Here is an 18,151-nt window from a genome sequence, read left to right as displayed (position 1 = left end):
TCCGAACATGCATTCTAAAAATAGAGTAATAGGAGGATTCAGCATGAGATTCTTTAAAGAAAATTATTTTTTTATTGTACTTATAGTAGTTATTCTATCCGTGGCGGCCTACCAATTGGACAAGTTGTCATCAGATGAAGGGTATATGGAAATAGTTATTGACGATGGTGACACATTATGGGATCTGGCAGCGAATTATGCAGACGCCAAGACGCCTCCTCACCATTGGATTGAACAAGTAAAATCCTTGAATGAGCTGAAGAGTGACCAGATCAAATCCGGTGACTTGCTGCGTCTGCCTGTTAAGATGGACAGACAGCCCGATCATAGGCTGGCTGAAATGGGAGAGGGAGCAAATGAATAACAAGAAATGTGTGATATATTGCCGTGTGAGTACAGAAAAAGAAACGCAGGAACAGTCTCTGGTGAGGCAGCAGGAAGAACTGGAGCAATTAGCGGTGGAACTTTCCTATGAATGTGCCGGTATTTTTACTGATCGGCAAAGCGGTTATGAAATGGACCGGGACGGACTGCTTGCTCTGCTCGATCAGCTACAGAATGAAAAAATCGATGCATTGCTTGTACAGGACGAAACCCGTCTTGGACGCGGCAACGCCAGAGTGGCTATTTTGCACGTTATAGCTAAATCGCAGACCACCGTGATATCCAATCATTCAAACGGGACGATAGAACTCAATGAAATGGATACGATGCTGCTTGAAATTCTGGCAATCGTTGAAGAATATCAGCGTAAACTGCATAATGCGAAAATTCGAAGAGGCATGAAGCGGGCTGTCCAAAAAGGTTATGACCCATCAAAAAACTTACATAATATTGATAAAGGTCCCGGCAGAGAACGATTAGTTATTCCAATAGAAGAAATTATTTCGTTGCGCGATAAGGGGCTGACCTTTGAAGAAATAGCATCTGTATTGAACGGACTTGGCCACTCAGTCAGCAAAGCTACCGTTCATAGAAGATATAAAGAGTTTATAGAGAAGGAACACTAATCTGTTGCACTTTTCCTCCAGGTTGTTTACATTTTAATAAACAAGAAATTTTGGAGGTTCTTAAAGATGCTATCAGAAAAGAAAATTAGTCGAATCAATGAGCTTGCTAATAAGTCGAAAACGACAGGTCTGTCAATTGAAGAAGCGAAGGAACAGACACAGCTTCGAAAAGAATATTTAGAAACATTTCGTTCAAGCATGCGGGAAACAATTGAATCTGTCAAAGTGATCGATGCAGAAGGTAATGATGTGACGCCAGAAAAGGTCAAAAAAGCACAGGCCGGTCATAAACCGTTAAATTAAGTATTGACAGCTGATTAATATTGTAATTGGTTAAGGAATTGACTACACTAGAGAAGGAATACTCACAAACATAATCAGAAGAGACAGTACGGAAAGGATGTACAGAATGACCGAAAAAATCGATCAACTGGCAATAACAACAATCCGAACGCTATCAATCGATGCGATCGAAAAAGCGAACTCCGGACACCCGGGTCTTCCTATGGGTGCAGCACCAATGGCATACACCTTATGGACAAAGTACTTACACCATAATCCGTCAAATCCCCAATGGTTTAACCGCGACCGTTTTGTTCTTTCGGCAGGCCACGGTTCGATGCTGCTCTACAGCCTGCTTCATTTAAGCGGGTATGGTTTGACAATCGATGATATTAAGAATTTTAGACAGTGGGATTCAAAAACACCAGGGCATCCGGAGTACAAACACACAGCAGGTGTAGAAGCTACAACAGGACCTCTAGGACAAGGAATTGGTATGGCTGTAGGTATGGCAATGGCTGAGAAACATTTAGCCGCAACATACAATAAACCTGGTTTTGACATCGTTGATCATTACACATATGCCCTTTGCGGTGATGGAGATCTGATGGAAGGTGTGGCAGCTGAGGCAATTTCACTAGCCGGCCACTTGCAGCTGGACAAATTAATCATACTTTATGATAGTAATGATATTTCATTGGACGGCGACTTAGGCATGTCATTCTCTGAAAATATCAAAAAACGTTTCGAATCATACGGCTGGAATTATCTTCGTGTAGACGACGGCAATGACATCAATTCGGTTTCCGGCGCGATTGAAGAAGCAAAAGGAAACACCGGCGGTCCTACGATCATAGAAGTAAAAACAGTCATCGGATATGGCTCGCCAAATAAATCAGGTAAATCTGACGTTCACGGCGCCCCGCTTGGTGAAGATGAACTAGCGTTGACAAAAGATTACTACAAGTGGACATTTGAGGAAGATTTCCATGTTCCGGATGAAGTATATGACCGTTTTAAAGAAACATCCGAAGAACTAGGCGTGAAATCGGAAAATCAGTGGAACGAACTGTTCAGTCAATATGAAAATGAACATAAGGAATTGGCAGCACAATTGAAAACGGCTATTGCCGGCGAACTGCCTTCTGACTTGAAAGAAGGCATGCCTGTCTATGAGGCAGGTGCTTCAGTTGCGACTCGTTCGGCTTCCGGAGATTCCATTAATGCGCTGGCTTCTGTATTGCCTTCTTTGTTCGGCGGAAGTGCCGATCTTGCGGGTTCGAATAAAACTTCTATTAAAAATGCTGGAGATTTCTCTTCTGAAAATTATGAAGGACGAAATATTTGGTTCGGCGTTCGTGAATTTGCCATGGGTACAGCATTGAACGGAATGGCTTTACACGGTGGAGTTACTGTCTTTGGCGGTACATTCTTTGTGTTCAGTGACTATGTAAGACCTGCAATTCGCCTGTCTGCCCTGATGGGTCTGCCTGTCACATATGTTTTTACTCACGACAGCGTGGCAGTCGGAGAAGACGGTCCTACACATGAACCGGTTGAACAGCTGGCTTCATTGCGTGCGATGCCCGGCTTATCTATTATTCGTCCGGCAGACGGCAATGAGACATCTGCCGCTTGGTATACAGCCGTAACGTCTAAAAACACTCCAACGGTTCTGGTACTCTCCAGACAAAACCTGAAAGTACTTCCGAAGTCAAAAGAATTGGCAATGGAATCTGTACAAAAAGGGGCATATGTCGTGTCTCCTGCTTCTAAAGAAATTGCTGATGGTATTTTGATTGCGAGTGGATCTGAAGTCAGTTTGGCAGCGGAAGCACAGCAGGCTCTAAAAAAACAAAACATCGATGTCAGTGTAGTTTCTATGCCTTCTTGGGATCTATTTGAAAAACAAGATCAGGCATATAAGGATTCTGTTCTCCCGAAATCAGTGAAGAAACGTTTGGCAATTGAAATGGGCGCTTCGCTCGGATGGCATAAATATGCCGGCGATGAAGGGTCGGTTATGGCAATCGATACGTTCGGCGCAAGTGCACCCGGCGATCTTGTCATTGAAAAATACGGTTTCACTGTAGAGAACGTAGTGAAGCAATTTAAAAAACTTCAAAATCAATAATTAATTTATAAAACACATCCCTTCGTTTCTTGCGGAAGGATGTGTTTTTTATATTTCAGATGAGATGGGCTTCGCAACTTTCCGACAATAATAGTGAGGAAGTTTTCCGCCATCTGACAAGAATTTAGTGAGACAAGCTCTATGATAGTAATCAGGAGGTGTTCGTTATGAGGAAATATGAAATTTTTAAAATTAAAGCAGAGTATCAATCCTTCATAATGGGACGTGAACGGTTACTATTTGATTTGTTAGCGGTGGGTCCTTCTACTAACTATCAGGAAATTGAATATTTATGTGATCAATTGAATGAATCGGAACTCGACCGGCTGATCCAGCAGAAATTGGGTAAAAGCTTTGATGCTATCGATTCCTGCCATAATGAGTACCGGTTAACCCATTTAATTAAAGGGGAAGTGTTCATCAAAATGGGGACACATTGTATACAAGTCTATTGCCAAGGCTCCAGAATGCTTGACTTGGATTTATTCGTAGCGCTCTCGAGTTCGACAGACCGCTTTTTTGCAGTGATGAACGAGCAAGAGGAGTGCGGCTGGCTGAAACCCGTAAAATATTCAGAGCGTATGATCTTAGAAGACTCGGTTATGTAAAAACTTCTGAACAATTAGCGAACAGTTATTGCTATTCACTGCTGCTATGTTGTATAATCCTTCTTGGTAGTATGTAATCGAACTATTTTTAATGAGGGAGGTTTGGCAGCAATGACTCTATGGATAGCAATTCTCTTGATCGTCGTCGCTTTGATCGGCGGGGTAGCACTCGGCTTTTTCATCGCGCGTAAATATATGATGAATTATTTGAAGGAAAACCCACCAATTAATGAACAAATGTTACGTATGATGATGATGCAAATGGGACAGAAACCCTCACAAAAGAAAATCAATCAAATGATGGCTCAAATGAACAAGGTTCAAGACAAGCCCGATAAAAAAAAATAAGCTGAACATTGATATAAAGCCGTTTTAACAGCATTTGAAATAAATAATATAGGTCATTCATTTGATCTCATTTATTTTTTCATGTTGTTAAAATTAAGGTTATATTTCAAAGATAAATCACTTTTCACTGATGGAAACTTAATCAGTGGGAGGTGATTTTTTGTTGTTGTTGAGCGATTTAATAGAAGAACATATCTATCATGCGAAAGCAGAAAACTTAACCAAGAAAACAATTATTAATAAAACGCATGAATTAGGTCATTTATGTTCATATCTTCAAGAAAAAAGAGCAATTACAGAACTTGATAAAATTACTGTTCATGATTTACGTTCTTATTTTAGATTCAAGCAGAAACAGAACTTGCAGCCACAATCAATTGTTACGAAAATGAAACTTATTTCTGCCTTTTTTAATTGGTGTATTAAAGAAGAGTATATAGAAGATAATCCAATGAGAAAAGTAGACAGACCTAAAGTACAGAAAAAAGTTTTAGAGGGATTTACTCAAAATGAGGTAGCTAAAATGGTCAGCTCATACAGTTACCAAGATTTCTATGAGTGTAGAAATAAAGCGATTGTAGCTATGCTTGCTGATTGTGGCCTGAGAGCAATGGAATTACGTGGACTTACTATTGAGAGCGTACGAGATACCTCTATCTTAGTGAATGGCAAGGGGAATAAAGAAAGAGTAGTTTATATCAGCCCCACCTTAAAGAAAATATTAATCCGGTATGAACGTATGAAGAAGAAGTATTTTGAGGATAAAATTGTGAAATCTAATCATTATTTTTTATCCTATCAAGGCGATTATTTAAGTCATATGTCACTAGACAAGATTGTAAAAGAAGCAGGCAGAAGAGCAGGAATAGGAGGTAAAAGAGTTAGTCCTCATTCATTCAGGCATTTCTATGCAGTTACTTGTATCACTAATAATATAGATGTTTACACGCTTTCTCGATTGCTAGGTCATTCAGAAATCGGGACAACTCAACGGTATCTCAGTAGTATGACAGATTTACAAATTGAACAAAAAGCAATGAATACAAGTCCACTGAGCAACTTAGGGAGGTCAAAAAATGAATAATGTATTAGATGATCTTAAAGAATGGCTGAAAGCTTACAATCATGAATCTGATGGCTATAAAGATACAGATGCTATCACATGTATTCAAAATGCACTCAAAGAATTGGAAAAGTATCATACTCATTTTGAGAATGAAAAATTCTAAACGCAAAAAAGGACATATGCGCTAACATATGCCCAGCAATAAATAAATCTACCCATAACTTAATATGGTTTACCCGTCTTTACAATATCAAAATTTTATTGATATTGCAAGGTTTATTAAATATTGCCTTTTTTAAGTAGGAAAACCAGTCGAGGTTGCCGATAAATCGACTATAAACACACATCGTCAGGACATGCCCCTTCCACTGCATAAAGTGGGGATATATCACTCTTTAAAGCGTTCCTTATTCCGCTGAGTGACGAATGGTGAGCGCAACCATTAATGGCGTGATGGGATTATCGGGTTACTATGGTAACGGTAATTACATTCTGGATTCACTAAGGACGATAATTTAGTGGGAATGTAAAAGGTGAAAACCTTCATTTGAATAAGGACATACAAGCTACCTCAAACTACACGAATATGATGCTGAATGTAAATGTTACTTTATTTCTTTCAACTATTTTTTTGTTGTCAGAAGTAAGGTAACATTTTTACGCCAATTTCCTAAAACTTCCGCCTATTCTGCTGAATGTGAAGCCCAATGTCAAGCGTAAACTCTTATGAATCCTAAAAATAAATCCTAAATAAAAATGTAAACCATATGAATTTATAGTATATATAATAGAGAGTTGCATAACGGATTATATTATATATTAAAATTATTAATATCATATAGAAGGAAGAGTATAAATCTATTCACCTATATTCATCTACTATAAATTCATATGTTTTACAATAATATTAAAAGTGGATCATATCGAATAAGTAGATAAATCAGTAATAATATAAAAGGGAAATTTTATCGGATTAGAAACGTGATACCTATGCGGTTTGTGAGGTGTTACTTTATTGAGAAAATAAATAAAATAGCAGTTGCGGATGAGGGTCTGAAACCCTATAATGTATAATGAGGGAATAAAAGTAAATTGGGGATAGGGGAAGATAGAATGAATTTTAAAGAGAAGATACAGGCACATAATGCAGGGGGATATGATTTCACAGGAGAATTAATTTCGCTTGCTCTTTCTGATTGTTTTAAGACGACTATGACAGTAACTTATAACGAGCATTTGTATACAGATTTCACGTTACCGCCTGATGAACAGATAGAAGAAACCGTGTATTTGCCACATTGGCGACCAGAATACTCAGAAGGTAAAACTTATGAGGAAAAATTGGCGAGGAATTTTAAAGTGATGATTGCACGCTACACACGTAAAGCGAATGGAATCCGTAAGAAGAAAGAATTTGAAGGTACTCAAGAGAAGTTGATGAATGTTAATAATGACCGTTTACACTACATTTATAGTAAACTCATTGAATACGGCTATCACTACTACAAGGATGATTTTGACAAGCTACCTCTTAAAATGATTTACAAGCGTATTGAAAAGCGTGAAGGCATTTATGAGAGGACTGCATTTAGAAATACTATCAAACCATTTCTTGATATACTCCCACATATCAATCGGGACAAACAGAAGCTACTGGATCAATACATACCTTTAATCGAGGACGCGATCATTGAGGTATTACCCAGAGTGGATTTACAGCGAACAGAAAGAGATATTATTGCGTATATCGCCGTTAGCGTAAGGAATAATGTGAACAGGAAGATTACTAAACTACTTGAATCTAAAGTTCATCAAATTGACGGTGAGAAATACTATCTTTCTAAAGAGCAGATTAGAGCAAAAAAATTCAATAAAACTAAGGCGAATACAATCTTGAAAATTAATGAAAAGAAGCTTACTGCCAATCAATATGTGTTTTTCGATATGCTATGTAGGCAGATAGAAGAAGAGTTTAAGGCATTAAATGTTCATCCCTTCACATTCGACAAAGAAGGGAATCCTATTAATATTAATAAGCGGTACTTTGCCAAGAAGATGGGAATGAATGAAAGTGCGTTCAAACAACGTCTGAGACGGTTTCCAAAATCATCATAAAATGTCACACTTTTTTACTATAATTAGGTTTATTGAGAGCTACTTTTGTCAAGTGGTTTTATAGTATTTATTACCTCCTAGTAAATAGATACTTTATATTATCAAGATTTATTTTATAATTGCTCAGGGCGTGCTACTGCCATATAGCACGTCTATTTTTTATGTCTATCAGTAAAATATTTCAATAAATAATTTTAATATAGTTGTCACTCCGGTGATAGCAATAAAAACATACTGCCAAACGGCAAAAAGGAGAAGAAGAAAATGTCAGAAGAAAAAGTAGAAAAAACATGGGAAGAACACAAACAGGAAATTGAGCAAGAAGTTGAAGCAAATGGTGGACTGGATGAAGTATATAAGCATATGACACCAAAAGATCATATTGCAGAAATGACTGATAAACGTTCATTTGATGAAAAGATGAATGACCATATGACTATTAAAGATCATATTGCTGAGTTAGAGCAGATGCAAGCAGAAAGTAAGAAACGAATTGAAGAAAGAGAACAAGAATTATTCCAGAAGGAAGTAGCGTTCTCGCTATCACAGCATAACCTAGAAGCGTTTAAAGACATTATTAATGTTAGTACACCTGATGAACTAGAGGACGCTGTACAGAAGCTCTGCGGCATTGTGAATGAAATTAAAATTGGTGCTTCTTATGTACCAAAAGAAAATCTAAAGCAAGCAGAATATGAAACAGCCAAAGAAAATAAAGACGTTAAATCTATGATTGGCTCAAAGTTAGCCAATTTATTTAAATAATACAGCAATCACAAAAAAACTAAAACTAAAAAATAGAATGGAGAAATATATAATGTTTAAATCAACAGATTTCACAGCAACAGAACAAATTTCATTATCACAGGAGCTTGCGGTACTCGGTATCGAATCTACACCATTTACATCTTTACTATTGTCTAAAGGCGTGGATAAAGCAATGTCAACAATCCACACATGGAAAGAAAAATCCCTTGCAACAGACGGTGAAACAGATGCAGTAGAAGGATCAGACACAACTACTTTCCAACAATCTGCAAAACGTGAGATTTCAAATATCTTACAAATTTTTAAGCGGGCTGTCAGTATCAGTGGGACTGCTTCTTCTATGCAATCTACTAAATTTTCCGAAGAGGTAGCGGATCGCCTTTTGGAACTAAAAATTAAACTAGAGTCAGTCCTTATTAACGGAGAAAAGGCGGACGGTTCTTCTGCTCCATTTATTCGTCAAATGTCAGGATTAGTTGAATTTGCAGGCAATGAAGTATCAGGTGCAGACGTTGAACAACTACTTAAAGACGGTATGCGTAATTTGTGGAATCAGAAACTGACAAGCGGTAATTACTATGCATTTGTAAACGCTGATGTAAAAGATAAGATTGACGCTATCTACAAGAATTCTTATTCTTATCAGCACAAAGAAAATAACTTTGGGATGATCGTTGAACAGATTAATACTAACTTTGGAGTTGTAAATGTTGTTCTTTCCCGTGACATTCCAGCGGATAAAGTTGTATTGTTCAATGATGACTATGTGAATATGGTTGCGTTGCGTGAAGCAACATTTGAACCTCTTGCTAAATCAGGCGACAGCACTAAAGGTCAAATTGTAGGCGAGTATTCACTTAAAGTGGGATCACCTAAAGCAGTAGCAGTTCTTACAGTAGGCGAATAATTAACACTATCAAGCTCTTACTCTTAATCGAGTAGGGGCTTTTTATTTTGAATCAAACTTAAAAATTTTAATGAGAAGAAGGAGAATGAAATATGGAGAAAATAGAATACTATTTCTTGCAACGGAGAAGAAAGAAAATCACTCTAAAAGAGCTTGCCGTAGCATGTGATTGTTCTATCGGGCTAATTTCCCTTTATGAAAATCATAAGGCGAACATGTCACCTGAAAAGGTAAAAAAGTATCAAGAATTTATCACTAACAAATAAAAATATAAAAAACACTTATGAGAAGGAGTTGTAAAAATGAACTACCTTGTAACTTAGCTTTCCTTTTTCTCATTTATGTAAGCTATCCCTCGTTAAATTTGACGCAGGGGTGTTTTTACTGGTTTTTAGAAACCTTTGGAGAAAAAGGAAAGCATAATATGCTTAGGGTGGGCTTGTCACCTGATTCACAAACAAGTAACGGAAATCTATTTTGCATTAGTTCAATATGCTATGCAAAAAGAAATCAGAGAATTATACCCGAAATTTATTAATGAAATTGATGAAAAGAAATTTGTATCAGGATTTACAGCGGATATGGACGGCTTACTATGCGCTTCATTTGCTAAACACCATTTAGGATTAGAAGTAAATAGTTTTTATGATTTTAAAGGATTATATGTAGTTGATAACTCAGAAGAAAGAGAAACAGTATTTTTCGATTGTGCTTTAAAGGAAGGTAAATGTTTTGACAATCATATTACTAAATTTGGTGTTGATAGTTTGCTTAATCCAGAATCAGCCAATATAAATAGTGTAATGGACGTTCATAGAGGGCGTTATAGAGATAAGTTTGCAATGAGTACGCTTATACAGCTCTATGCATTATACAATGTTCCACTTCCTAAGACGCTTCAAGGTAAACTCACTGTCCTTTGTTGTGATGTCGGATTTAAGGGTTTCTATGACAATCGTTTTAGAGATCAATTTTTATCTTACCTTCAATATTTTGACATGGTAGAACTTGTAGAGGTCTTAGAGCAATTTACACAAGATCAAATGTATGAATTTATGTTAAGAGCGCAGATGAATATGAGTATTCAAGTACAAAACAATAAACATTTGTATATAGATATGGCCAGTAAAAACTCATACGGTGCTAAATGGCATAACTTTGAAACAGGAATGGACTTAGATTTCTTTTCTAAGCATTTAGAGTACCCTGTGGAACTCCCTGCTTCAAAATTTGAGCTTGTAGAGAAATTTAGGACTGTTACCCTGCAAGCCAGTCAACTGAGCAATGAGATTATAGAGAATGCTCACAGCTATGCTTTCATTAACAGCCAAAAAGTAATGGTATCACTAAAAACGAGAGGACGATAAAATATGAAAAACCTAAATGAAATTACAGAAAAGGATTTCTTTTTCTGCTACACAAAGAAACTTTCCGACTTCCTAAGAGATAATGGTATGAGATATATCATTAAAGCTCATAGCGTAAAGGACGGTAATGTTTTTAGTATGTACCCGCGTACTACTGAGCTTACTAAGTTACTGATTAAATTTAAACAGACAAACTAAGAGAATACTATAAAATATGAAAAACATTAGGAGAAGATAATTATGAAATTTGAAGAGATTAGTAAGGTACTTAACTATGATGAAAAAGAATGGAAAGTATTTATTTCCAATGAAATATTGGGAGAATTGAAGAATCATATTAAAAGTGGTTCACATATTGCATTTGCTTACAGTTACATGTATTTAATAACTTACTTATACCGTTATGCTAAATATTTTAGTGTAGCCGAAATCTTGAATAACGCAAAAATTAAGGAAATTTTAGGATATAATCCGAAACAACAAACTTTAGATTATTTAATCAAGCGTAACGGTCTTTTAGATAAGATCGGCTATACAAAGACAACAAAAGATTATCCAGTAGTATGGGAATACTCAAAAGAAGAAGGATTAGAGTTCACCATGCGTTCAGAATTAGATAAAGAGATTGCTGATATGACTATGCCTATTCCTAAAGGTTTTTTCCTGAAAGAGCCGACACTTTCATTAGATAAAGAGGTGCAGGAGACATTAGAAAACGGTGAAATTGATGAATATGTTATAGATGGGACATTTAAAGACGTAGAAAATACTACTATGATTCCGTTTGAAGTATTTATGTACTGTATGAGTAATGAAAAAATTGGTTGTATAGGATTTTATTTATACGCTTTCTTGAAGCGTGGTAATGATGTTTTTGCAGAGGGTTATGATGTTTCATTTGAAGAGTTGATAGAAGAAACAGGTTTATCTAATGGAACGGTCAATAAATACATGGCAATACTGAAGAGTTATAAAATGATCGACTTTGAACATAAACAAGAATATTTCTCGCTTGCACTTCCCAGAGAAATGAGAAAGAAAACTAGATATAATGTGAGAGATTTTGATTTCTTCAATGAAAAACCTTCTAAATTCCAAAAAATGAAGAAAATCAGTGCAGAGGAATGTGCAATGCTGCTACAAAAAGAGAGAGAAGAATTACAGAAAGAATATGCCCCGAATAAAATTGAAATAGATACAAATATTTTACCGTTTTAAATTAAATAAGATGTAAAAAAGGGTTCTATTGACTAATTATTATAAAAGTCGATAGAACCCTTACTACATATTCATGTGTTTTACAAAAGGAGAAGATGAAATATGAATATATATGACAAACTAAATCAATTATCACCTAAAAAGAGGACTTATACCATTTGGCGTTTTAATTTAGAGTGGGATCAGTCAAAGCCCAAACGTACAGAAGAAGAATTATGTGAAGTGTTGGGCGTGAAGTCACTCAATGAATATTTGCGTTGGGAGAAAAAACCTGAATTTCTCGAGATTACACAATTGTACCTGCAATCAAAATTTAGCAATGACATTGAAGAAGTTTATTTATCAGTCGTAGAGAAAGCAAAAGAGGGCGATACGCAAAGTGTGAAACTCATGCTGCAATTGCAAAAAGAAATAAGAAGTTTTAATGAATTGAAGTATAAAAAGAAATCAAATAATGATGACATGTTTGATGATTTGGAGATTGTTTGATTATGACTAAAAAGAAAATACTTACACCACAAGAAAAGATAAAGTTGATATTTAATGATTTTGAGCTATTTGCAAAGAACTTTTTGTATATAACTGATAATAATAACGATGTAGTTCCGTTTGAGTTGAATGAAGCGCAGAAAGATATTGAAAAATTGATGAAAACTAATCGTTTTATTGTGGTAGGAAAAGCCAGACAGGCGGGAATTTCAGTTTTTACTCTAAGTCGAGCGTTGTACCGCGCCCTAACAAATGAAAATGAGAATATTCTTATTGTTTCCTATAAATCAGACAGTGCAAAAAGTTTATTCGACACGTTGAAGAAAATTGAGTCGTATCTTCCCAGAGAACGCTACAAGGGGCTATTTCCTACTGTAAAGCGTGATAACCGTGGGGAGTTGCTATTTAGTAATGGCTCTAAAATTAGTAGTGTGACCTGTGGAAGCAAGTCAGTTGGACGTGGATCGACTTACACTTATATCCACTGCTCAGAATTTGCTTTTTGGCAGAATCAGGAATCACAATTATTGTCATTAGAGCAATCCTTAGCAAAAGGGGCTAACAGTCAATGCACCATAGAAACTACATCAAACGGAACAGGAAATTATTTCTTTAAATTATATACGGCTGCTATGAAGGGTGAATCTAAATATGTCCCTGTCTTCATTCCGTTTTATCATAAATTATATAAAAAACAGTTCGCTTATGACCATGAAGAAGCTATGCAGTGGTATATGGCAAATAATAAAGGTAAACGACTGAGTAAAGCCGATTTAGATGATGAAGAGTTACAATTATTTGAAGCAGATGCAAACCTCAAAATGTTAGCATGGAGACAGTGGAAGATAATGGATATGGAAGGTGTAGAGCAATTTTATCAGGAGTATCCTGCTAATCCTATGCAGTCATTTATTTCTACTGGAAACAGCGTTTTCGATCAATCTAAGGTGCTTAATCGTATGGGTAATACTATTGAACCTTTAAGCCGTGAGGACGTAATAGAGGGTATACAGGACTTCCCTGAGTACCTTGTCCGATTCATTGGCAAAGGATTAGATATATTCCATTTACCAGTACCGAATATGCGCTATTGGGGCGGCTCAGATGTTTCATCAGGTGGTGGAAATGACAGTTCAACTCTAACCATTTTAGATAGTGACGGACAGGAAGTAATCCATTTTAATAGCAACAAAGTACCTGTATATGAGTTTGCTGAGGTATTGAACGATTTAGGGCGTATCTGGGGGTATGCTTTTTTGTGCGTGGAGAGAAATAGTTATGGATTGCCTTGCATTGAGCGTTTAAGAAAAGACCACGAATTTATGAATTTATATAAGCAAAAAATTTTCAATGAGCGTGGAGTACGTTCTACTCAGTTAGGATTTACTACTACTCAAAAAACAAAAGCGATTATGGTATCTGACTTCAAAGAGTCGTTTGAAAAGGGATTAATTAATATTGACAGTCAGCAGACGTTACAGCAGATGCAATTATTTTTAGAGACAGACGGTAAAACTGGAAACAAAAGAGGGAACTCTAGTTCGCATCATGATGATAGCGTTATTTCGGCATGTTTAGCAGTACAGGCAATGAAAATGAACAAATACTATGTAGATTGAAAGGAATGGAATACATGAATTTAAAAGAATATGTAAAAGTAAAACATAATAATAAATCAGATTGGTTCTTGCAGGAAGTAAATAGTGTATCTAATGCCCAGAAAATTATGAAGGTGAAAGCCAATAAAGATTATTTAGACGGTAATCATGATATTTTACAACGCCCACCGTTCTATCATAATGGGGTGCTTGTAGAGCCACGTAAGATAGTTATTAACCTTGCTAGACAGTTGATTAATTGGCAGACAAGTTTCCTATTGCGGCATGATGTAGTGGTAGTAGGACAGCAGAGAGTAGCAGATGAACTGAATGAGGTAAGCAAACGTGCAAAGTTTAATCTAAAGAATACTGAAATCTTGAAGAAACTACTTTGCTACGGACAATGTGCAGAATATATCTACCTCGATAAAGGAAGAATTACAAGTAAAATCATTGATCCTTCACAGTATACACCTATATATAATCGACACAATGAATTGATTGGATTGGTTGAGTTCTATTCATGGAATGGTAGAGATTACTATACAGTTTATGATGAAGAAAAGGTACAGGAATATGAGAGCGTAAAGGGTAGATTACAATTAACGGCTCAGTATGCTTCATTAACTGGATTGCCTGTAATCTATTCTAGTAATGATCTGATTGGTAATAGTGAGGGCAGAAGTGATTTAGAAGATTGGAAGGGTATTCTTGATAATATTGAAGATTTATTGTCAAAATATACTGACAGTTTTTACAGTTACCTTAATCCGATACCAGTCGTTTCAGGTCAGCAGTTAAAAGGTGGGATGGATAAAAACCAAGTATCGCAAGGGCTTATCTTAGATGACGGGGCTTCATTCTCTTTAGTAACAGGTAAGATGGACAGTAACACGTTTAATTCACTGTACAAGACGCTATTCGATACACTAATGCAGGTGTCAGCAACGCCTTCCGTAGCATTTGGAGACAGTCAGATCAGCAACGTATCAGAGCAGACGGTTAAGCTACTGTTCAGTTTAAGTGAGGTCAAAGCCAATCAGAACGAGAGCCATCTAAAGCATGGATTCAATAAGCGTATGAGTAAGGTACGTGAGCTATTGACTTATAGAGGGTTCACAATGACAGATGATGAGTTCTATTCAGTTGATTTCACATTTACCTATAATATTCCTATGAATGAAGGGGAAATTATTAGTAATATGCAGAAATTACGTGAAATGAGTGGAATTAGTATTGATACACTGCTAGAGAATAATCCCTATGTGCAAGATGTAGAAATGGAAAAGCAAAGGTTACAGAATGAGAGTGTAAATACTATGGGTAATAGGGAAGATACTTTAGCGTGATAAAGGATTAGTTTTAGGGAGTAGCGGGAAATAAGTAGGGGGAAGTTTGAATGGAAACGTGATAGGTATAGGGAAAAGTGAGATAGTGTATATATTGAAAATTTCTCGCCTGTTATATGTGAGAATCGTTATCAATTAGATTTTTTAGTAGGGGTATATATTTTTTTTTTATTTCCATTCCTATTCCGTTCTCATTCATCTTTTTATTTTCATTATCCATACTAGCTCATTCATCTATTTTTGAGTTAAAATTCAATCCTGTTTAGTTTTAATTATATTTAATATTGAACAGGTATTCATTTTATATAACAGTCCCATATTTCCCTGCTCATTATAATCTGCCTATATATTAATGATCCAGTATATCCGTTATCTGCTCATATATGAAAATTATAGTATAATCAGAGTATGGCAATATATAGAGAATATATGTAAATTATATGTAAAAATATTGAAGTTGATATATAGGGAAATTACAGAAAAAGGGTATAATTAGAAATGTATAAAAAATGTATAATATAATCCAATTTGACACAAATTAGACACATTTAATGCCGATAACTTTAATTATGTATTCTAAAGAATATTCTGATTATTAACGTATACCTTGATATTACAACGTTTGTAACGTGTTGGTTGTTGGTGGATTAGAATATGGAATATTATAGGAAATACATATTTATTCATATTAATAGGAATCGCATAGGTATCACGTTTGTTAATTAATGGGATAATATATAGATGGTAAATTATACAGTGAATATACATTAAAATTATAGGGGAATACGCTATATGAATGGAAATAATATGGAATAATTATAATGGTGAGTTTGCTGCGTATAATATGGGGATGTATAGGAAAATATATAATATAGTGAAATATATAGGAAAATTATAGAAAAAATATAATAGTGGCGGTTTGAATTGATATATATATATTATGGAATACATTAAAAAAGTTTAATAAAATGATAATTTTAATCTGATAATATACAAGGGAATAGGGATAAGAAGAAAGAAAAATAATTAAAATATAAAATAAAATTATCAATAACTCTAATTAAAAAATAAAATTTTATACCATATCACTTTTTTCACGCACATAATATTCTGCTTTCCCACAACATAACTAATCCTATCCCTTTCTTCTCATATCCAATAGCCAGCGTTCAAATATAGCCACTATATATTAATCCCAGTATGATTCATCCTGAACTATCTATTTAACCGTACAGATTAGAATAGAAATTAAAAATTGTGTCCTCATAATAGAGGGCTTTTTATTTTGAAATTGACTTCCAAATTTAGTAGGTAATATGGTAGTATGGAAACAGGATAATATTACTATGGAAGGTGATTATATGAATAAGTGGTATATAACTATTCCTTTTGCTTCTATATTATTAATAAGTGGATGTGGCAGTACAAGTTCTACTGACAATGATGATTCCAAACTGTCTGTAACAGAAACCATTGAGGAATCGAGTGTTAAAGAACAAGAAGAAGTAAGGGGTAGAGATAAAACAGCTACATATATTACACAAGAAGAACTAGAAAAAAGAAGAGAAGAAAGGGATAGGGCATATCGTTTAGAACATGGTACTGATAATGCTTCATCTAGTAAACAGGCGCCAACAATCGGCATGACAGATTATGAAGTTATAGAAACGACATGGGGAAAACCTACTAAGATAAATAAAACAGAAACAATAAATGGAATTAGAGAACAGTGGATATATTCAAATGGCTATTTATATTTTGAAGATCATTATCTGGTTTCTATAAGTTCTTCAAGATAATACAACTTGTAGAAATGAAAAATTGTCACTTATGGAGGGTATTAAATGAAAAGATTGTTTATGATTATTCCGATTGTTTCTATTTTATTGTTAAGTGCTTGTAGTGATTCTAACAAAGATGAAAAAGAATTAGAGAATCAAGTTGCAGCGGAAGAAGTGGAAAAGGAAGAAGAAAGAAATGCTGAGGAAGAGAAACAACTACTAGAAGATCAGGCGGCAAAAGAAGCAAAAGAGAAAGAAGAAAGAAAGAAAAAGGATCGGGAAGAGATGGGCAAAGAAATACTTGATAATTTGATTATAGAAGAAACTTCTTGTGAAGCAGTCAGAAACTTTATACAGGTAAATGGTTATGTGAAAAATGAAAGTATTTATGGGTTGATGAGTATTAAAGTAAGAGTTGAATATCTTGATTCTTCACAAAATGTAGTAGATACAGATTATACATTTGCAGTAGCACCTGGTGAGGTTTTATTACCTAATGAAAGAAAGTCATTTAGTTTAATGTCTCCAGTAAATGATAGCATATCTAATTGTAGCTATTATGTATATGACGTTGATTATTAAAGTATAAACTAAATTGTAAATCAATAAAGGTATTACTTCCTGTATATTGAATTAGGTATATATGAGGGGGTGAGAAATATGGATAAAGCGGAGTTATTGCTAAATAAGGTTATTCCCGTGAGTATAAATAAATTATTATTAGATGACAACAGTGATTTTTTTCTAATGGAAAATAATCATATTAAACACAAAGACAAATTAAGAGAAAGATTTAATGAAATATCAAAGGAATATTTAAATGGTTTATTAAAAGAGAAAGAACAATACTTGCTGGAGTTAAAAGTTAAAGAAGAATTGTTAAAGTATACGCTAACAATGTTGGAAGGTATTCTATCTCATGATGAAAAAGAGAAGTTGAAGAGTGAGATTGAAATAGTTATGGTAGATATTAATAATTTTTCTAAGGAATTTAAAAATATTCAGAACCTTGAAAATGTATTATACAGCGTATTTAAATAATTACCTAAGTCACATCTAAATGGTGTGGCTTTTTCTTATGTATAAAACGAATAAAAGGAGAGAACACATA

General features: G+C 35.0%; 20 protein-coding genes. All 20 read left to right on the top strand.

Annotation, left to right across the window (positions count from 1 at the left end; genetic code table 11):
- Positions 1 to 43: 43 nt before the first annotated feature.
- The 20 genes from yneA (at position 44) to NCCP2331_RS01185 (ending at position 18,081) form a co-directional block, all read left to right on the top strand.
- On the top strand, positions 44 to 364 hold the full coding sequence (gene yneA / locus NCCP2331_RS01280; protein ID WP_194841006.1) for a cell division suppressor protein YneA: 321 nt from the start codon (positions 44 to 46) through the stop codon (positions 362 to 364).
- A complete protein-coding gene (locus NCCP2331_RS01275; protein WP_153720354.1) occupies positions 357 to 1,010 on the top strand; it encodes a YneB family resolvase-like protein in 654 nt (217 codons plus the stop codon). The genes yneA and NCCP2331_RS01275 overlap by 8 nt, the downstream gene beginning before the upstream one ends.
- 66 nt (positions 1,011 to 1,076) lie before the next feature.
- A complete protein-coding gene (locus NCCP2331_RS01270; protein ID WP_153720353.1) occupies positions 1,077 to 1,313 on the top strand; it encodes a DUF896 domain-containing protein in 237 nt (78 codons plus the stop codon).
- A gap of 106 nt (positions 1,314 to 1,419) precedes the next feature.
- Positions 1,420 to 3,426: a transketolase gene (gene tkt / locus NCCP2331_RS01265; RefSeq protein WP_251667985.1), complete on the top strand. Its 2,007-nt coding sequence runs from the start codon at positions 1,420 to 1,422 to the stop codon at positions 3,424 to 3,426.
- Between the two features lie 167 nt (positions 3,427 to 3,593).
- Complete coding sequence (gene sirA, locus NCCP2331_RS01260) at positions 3,594 to 4,034, top strand: sporulation inhibitor of replication protein SirA (protein WP_153720351.1); 441 nt, start codon at positions 3,594 to 3,596, stop codon at positions 4,032 to 4,034.
- Between the two features lie 111 nt (positions 4,035 to 4,145).
- Positions 4,146 to 4,382 carry a YneF family protein gene (locus tag NCCP2331_RS01255; protein ID WP_153720350.1) on the top strand — a complete coding sequence of 79 codons (237 nt, stop codon included), beginning with the start codon at positions 4,146 to 4,148 and terminating at the stop codon, positions 4,380 to 4,382.
- A gap of 145 nt (positions 4,383 to 4,527) precedes the next feature.
- Entirely contained in the window at positions 4,528 to 5,466 is a 939-nt protein-coding gene (locus NCCP2331_RS01250) for a tyrosine-type recombinase/integrase (protein WP_251667983.1), read from the top strand.
- On the top strand, positions 5,459 to 5,611 hold the full coding sequence (locus NCCP2331_RS01245) for a hypothetical protein (RefSeq protein ID WP_251667981.1): 153 nt from the start codon (positions 5,459 to 5,461) through the stop codon (positions 5,609 to 5,611). The genes NCCP2331_RS01250 and NCCP2331_RS01245 overlap by 8 nt, the downstream gene beginning before the upstream one ends.
- A gap of 950 nt (positions 5,612 to 6,561) precedes the next feature.
- Positions 6,562 to 7,563 carry a hypothetical protein gene (locus NCCP2331_RS01240; RefSeq protein WP_251667979.1) on the top strand — a complete coding sequence of 334 codons (1,002 nt, stop codon included), beginning with the start codon at positions 6,562 to 6,564 and terminating at the stop codon, positions 7,561 to 7,563.
- A 264-nt stretch (positions 7,564 to 7,827) separates the two neighbouring features.
- Complete coding sequence (locus NCCP2331_RS01235; RefSeq protein ID WP_251667975.1) at positions 7,828 to 8,328, top strand: hypothetical protein; 501 nt, start codon at positions 7,828 to 7,830, stop codon at positions 8,326 to 8,328.
- Positions 8,329 to 8,380: 52 nt separating this feature from the next.
- On the top strand, positions 8,381 to 9,238 hold the full coding sequence (locus NCCP2331_RS01230; protein ID WP_251667974.1) for an SU10 major capsid protein: 858 nt from the start codon (positions 8,381 to 8,383) through the stop codon (positions 9,236 to 9,238).
- 92 nt (positions 9,239 to 9,330) lie between these two features.
- Positions 9,331 to 9,504 (top strand): helix-turn-helix domain-containing protein, encoded by a 174-nt coding sequence (locus NCCP2331_RS01225; protein ID WP_251667973.1) that lies wholly within the window; start codon positions 9,331 to 9,333, stop codon positions 9,502 to 9,504.
- A gap of 135 nt (positions 9,505 to 9,639) precedes the next feature.
- Positions 9,640 to 10,605 (top strand): hypothetical protein, encoded by a 966-nt coding sequence (locus NCCP2331_RS01220; RefSeq protein WP_251667972.1) that lies wholly within the window; start codon positions 9,640 to 9,642, stop codon positions 10,603 to 10,605.
- Positions 10,606 to 10,845: 240 nt separating this feature from the next.
- Positions 10,846 to 11,823: a hypothetical protein gene (locus NCCP2331_RS01215; protein WP_251667971.1), complete on the top strand. Its 978-nt coding sequence runs from the start codon at positions 10,846 to 10,848 to the stop codon at positions 11,821 to 11,823.
- Between the two features lie 102 nt (positions 11,824 to 11,925).
- Positions 11,926 to 12,312, top strand: a complete 387-nt coding sequence (locus NCCP2331_RS01210; RefSeq protein WP_251667970.1) for a phBC6A51 family helix-turn-helix protein — start codon at positions 11,926 to 11,928, stop codon at positions 12,310 to 12,312.
- 2 nt (positions 12,313 to 12,314) lie between these two features.
- On the top strand, positions 12,315 to 13,931 hold the full coding sequence (locus NCCP2331_RS01205; protein ID WP_251667968.1) for a terminase large subunit: 1,617 nt from the start codon (positions 12,315 to 12,317) through the stop codon (positions 13,929 to 13,931).
- A gap of 14 nt (positions 13,932 to 13,945) precedes the next feature.
- Positions 13,946 to 15,259, top strand: a complete 1,314-nt coding sequence (locus NCCP2331_RS01200; RefSeq protein ID WP_251667966.1) for a phage portal protein — start codon at positions 13,946 to 13,948, stop codon at positions 15,257 to 15,259.
- 1,346 nt (positions 15,260 to 16,605) lie between these two features.
- Positions 16,606 to 17,058 carry a hypothetical protein gene (locus NCCP2331_RS01195; protein WP_251667964.1) on the top strand — a complete coding sequence of 151 codons (453 nt, stop codon included), beginning with the start codon at positions 16,606 to 16,608 and terminating at the stop codon, positions 17,056 to 17,058.
- 45 nt (positions 17,059 to 17,103) lie between these two features.
- Positions 17,104 to 17,622, top strand: coding sequence for a hypothetical protein (locus tag NCCP2331_RS01190; protein ID WP_251667962.1), 519 nt, complete (start codon positions 17,104 to 17,106; stop codon positions 17,620 to 17,622).
- 78 nt (positions 17,623 to 17,700) lie between these two features.
- Entirely contained in the window at positions 17,701 to 18,081 is a 381-nt protein-coding gene (locus NCCP2331_RS01185; RefSeq protein ID WP_251667960.1) for a hypothetical protein, read from the top strand.
- The last annotated feature ends 70 nt before the right edge of the window (positions 18,082 to 18,151 follow it).

This window comes from Sporosarcina sp. NCCP-2331 (genome assembly GCF_023707945.1).
GTDB lineage: Bacteria > Bacillota > Bacilli > Bacillales_A > Planococcaceae > Sporosarcina > Sporosarcina cascadiensis.
This window is presented reverse-complemented; position numbering and strand designations above follow the sequence as displayed.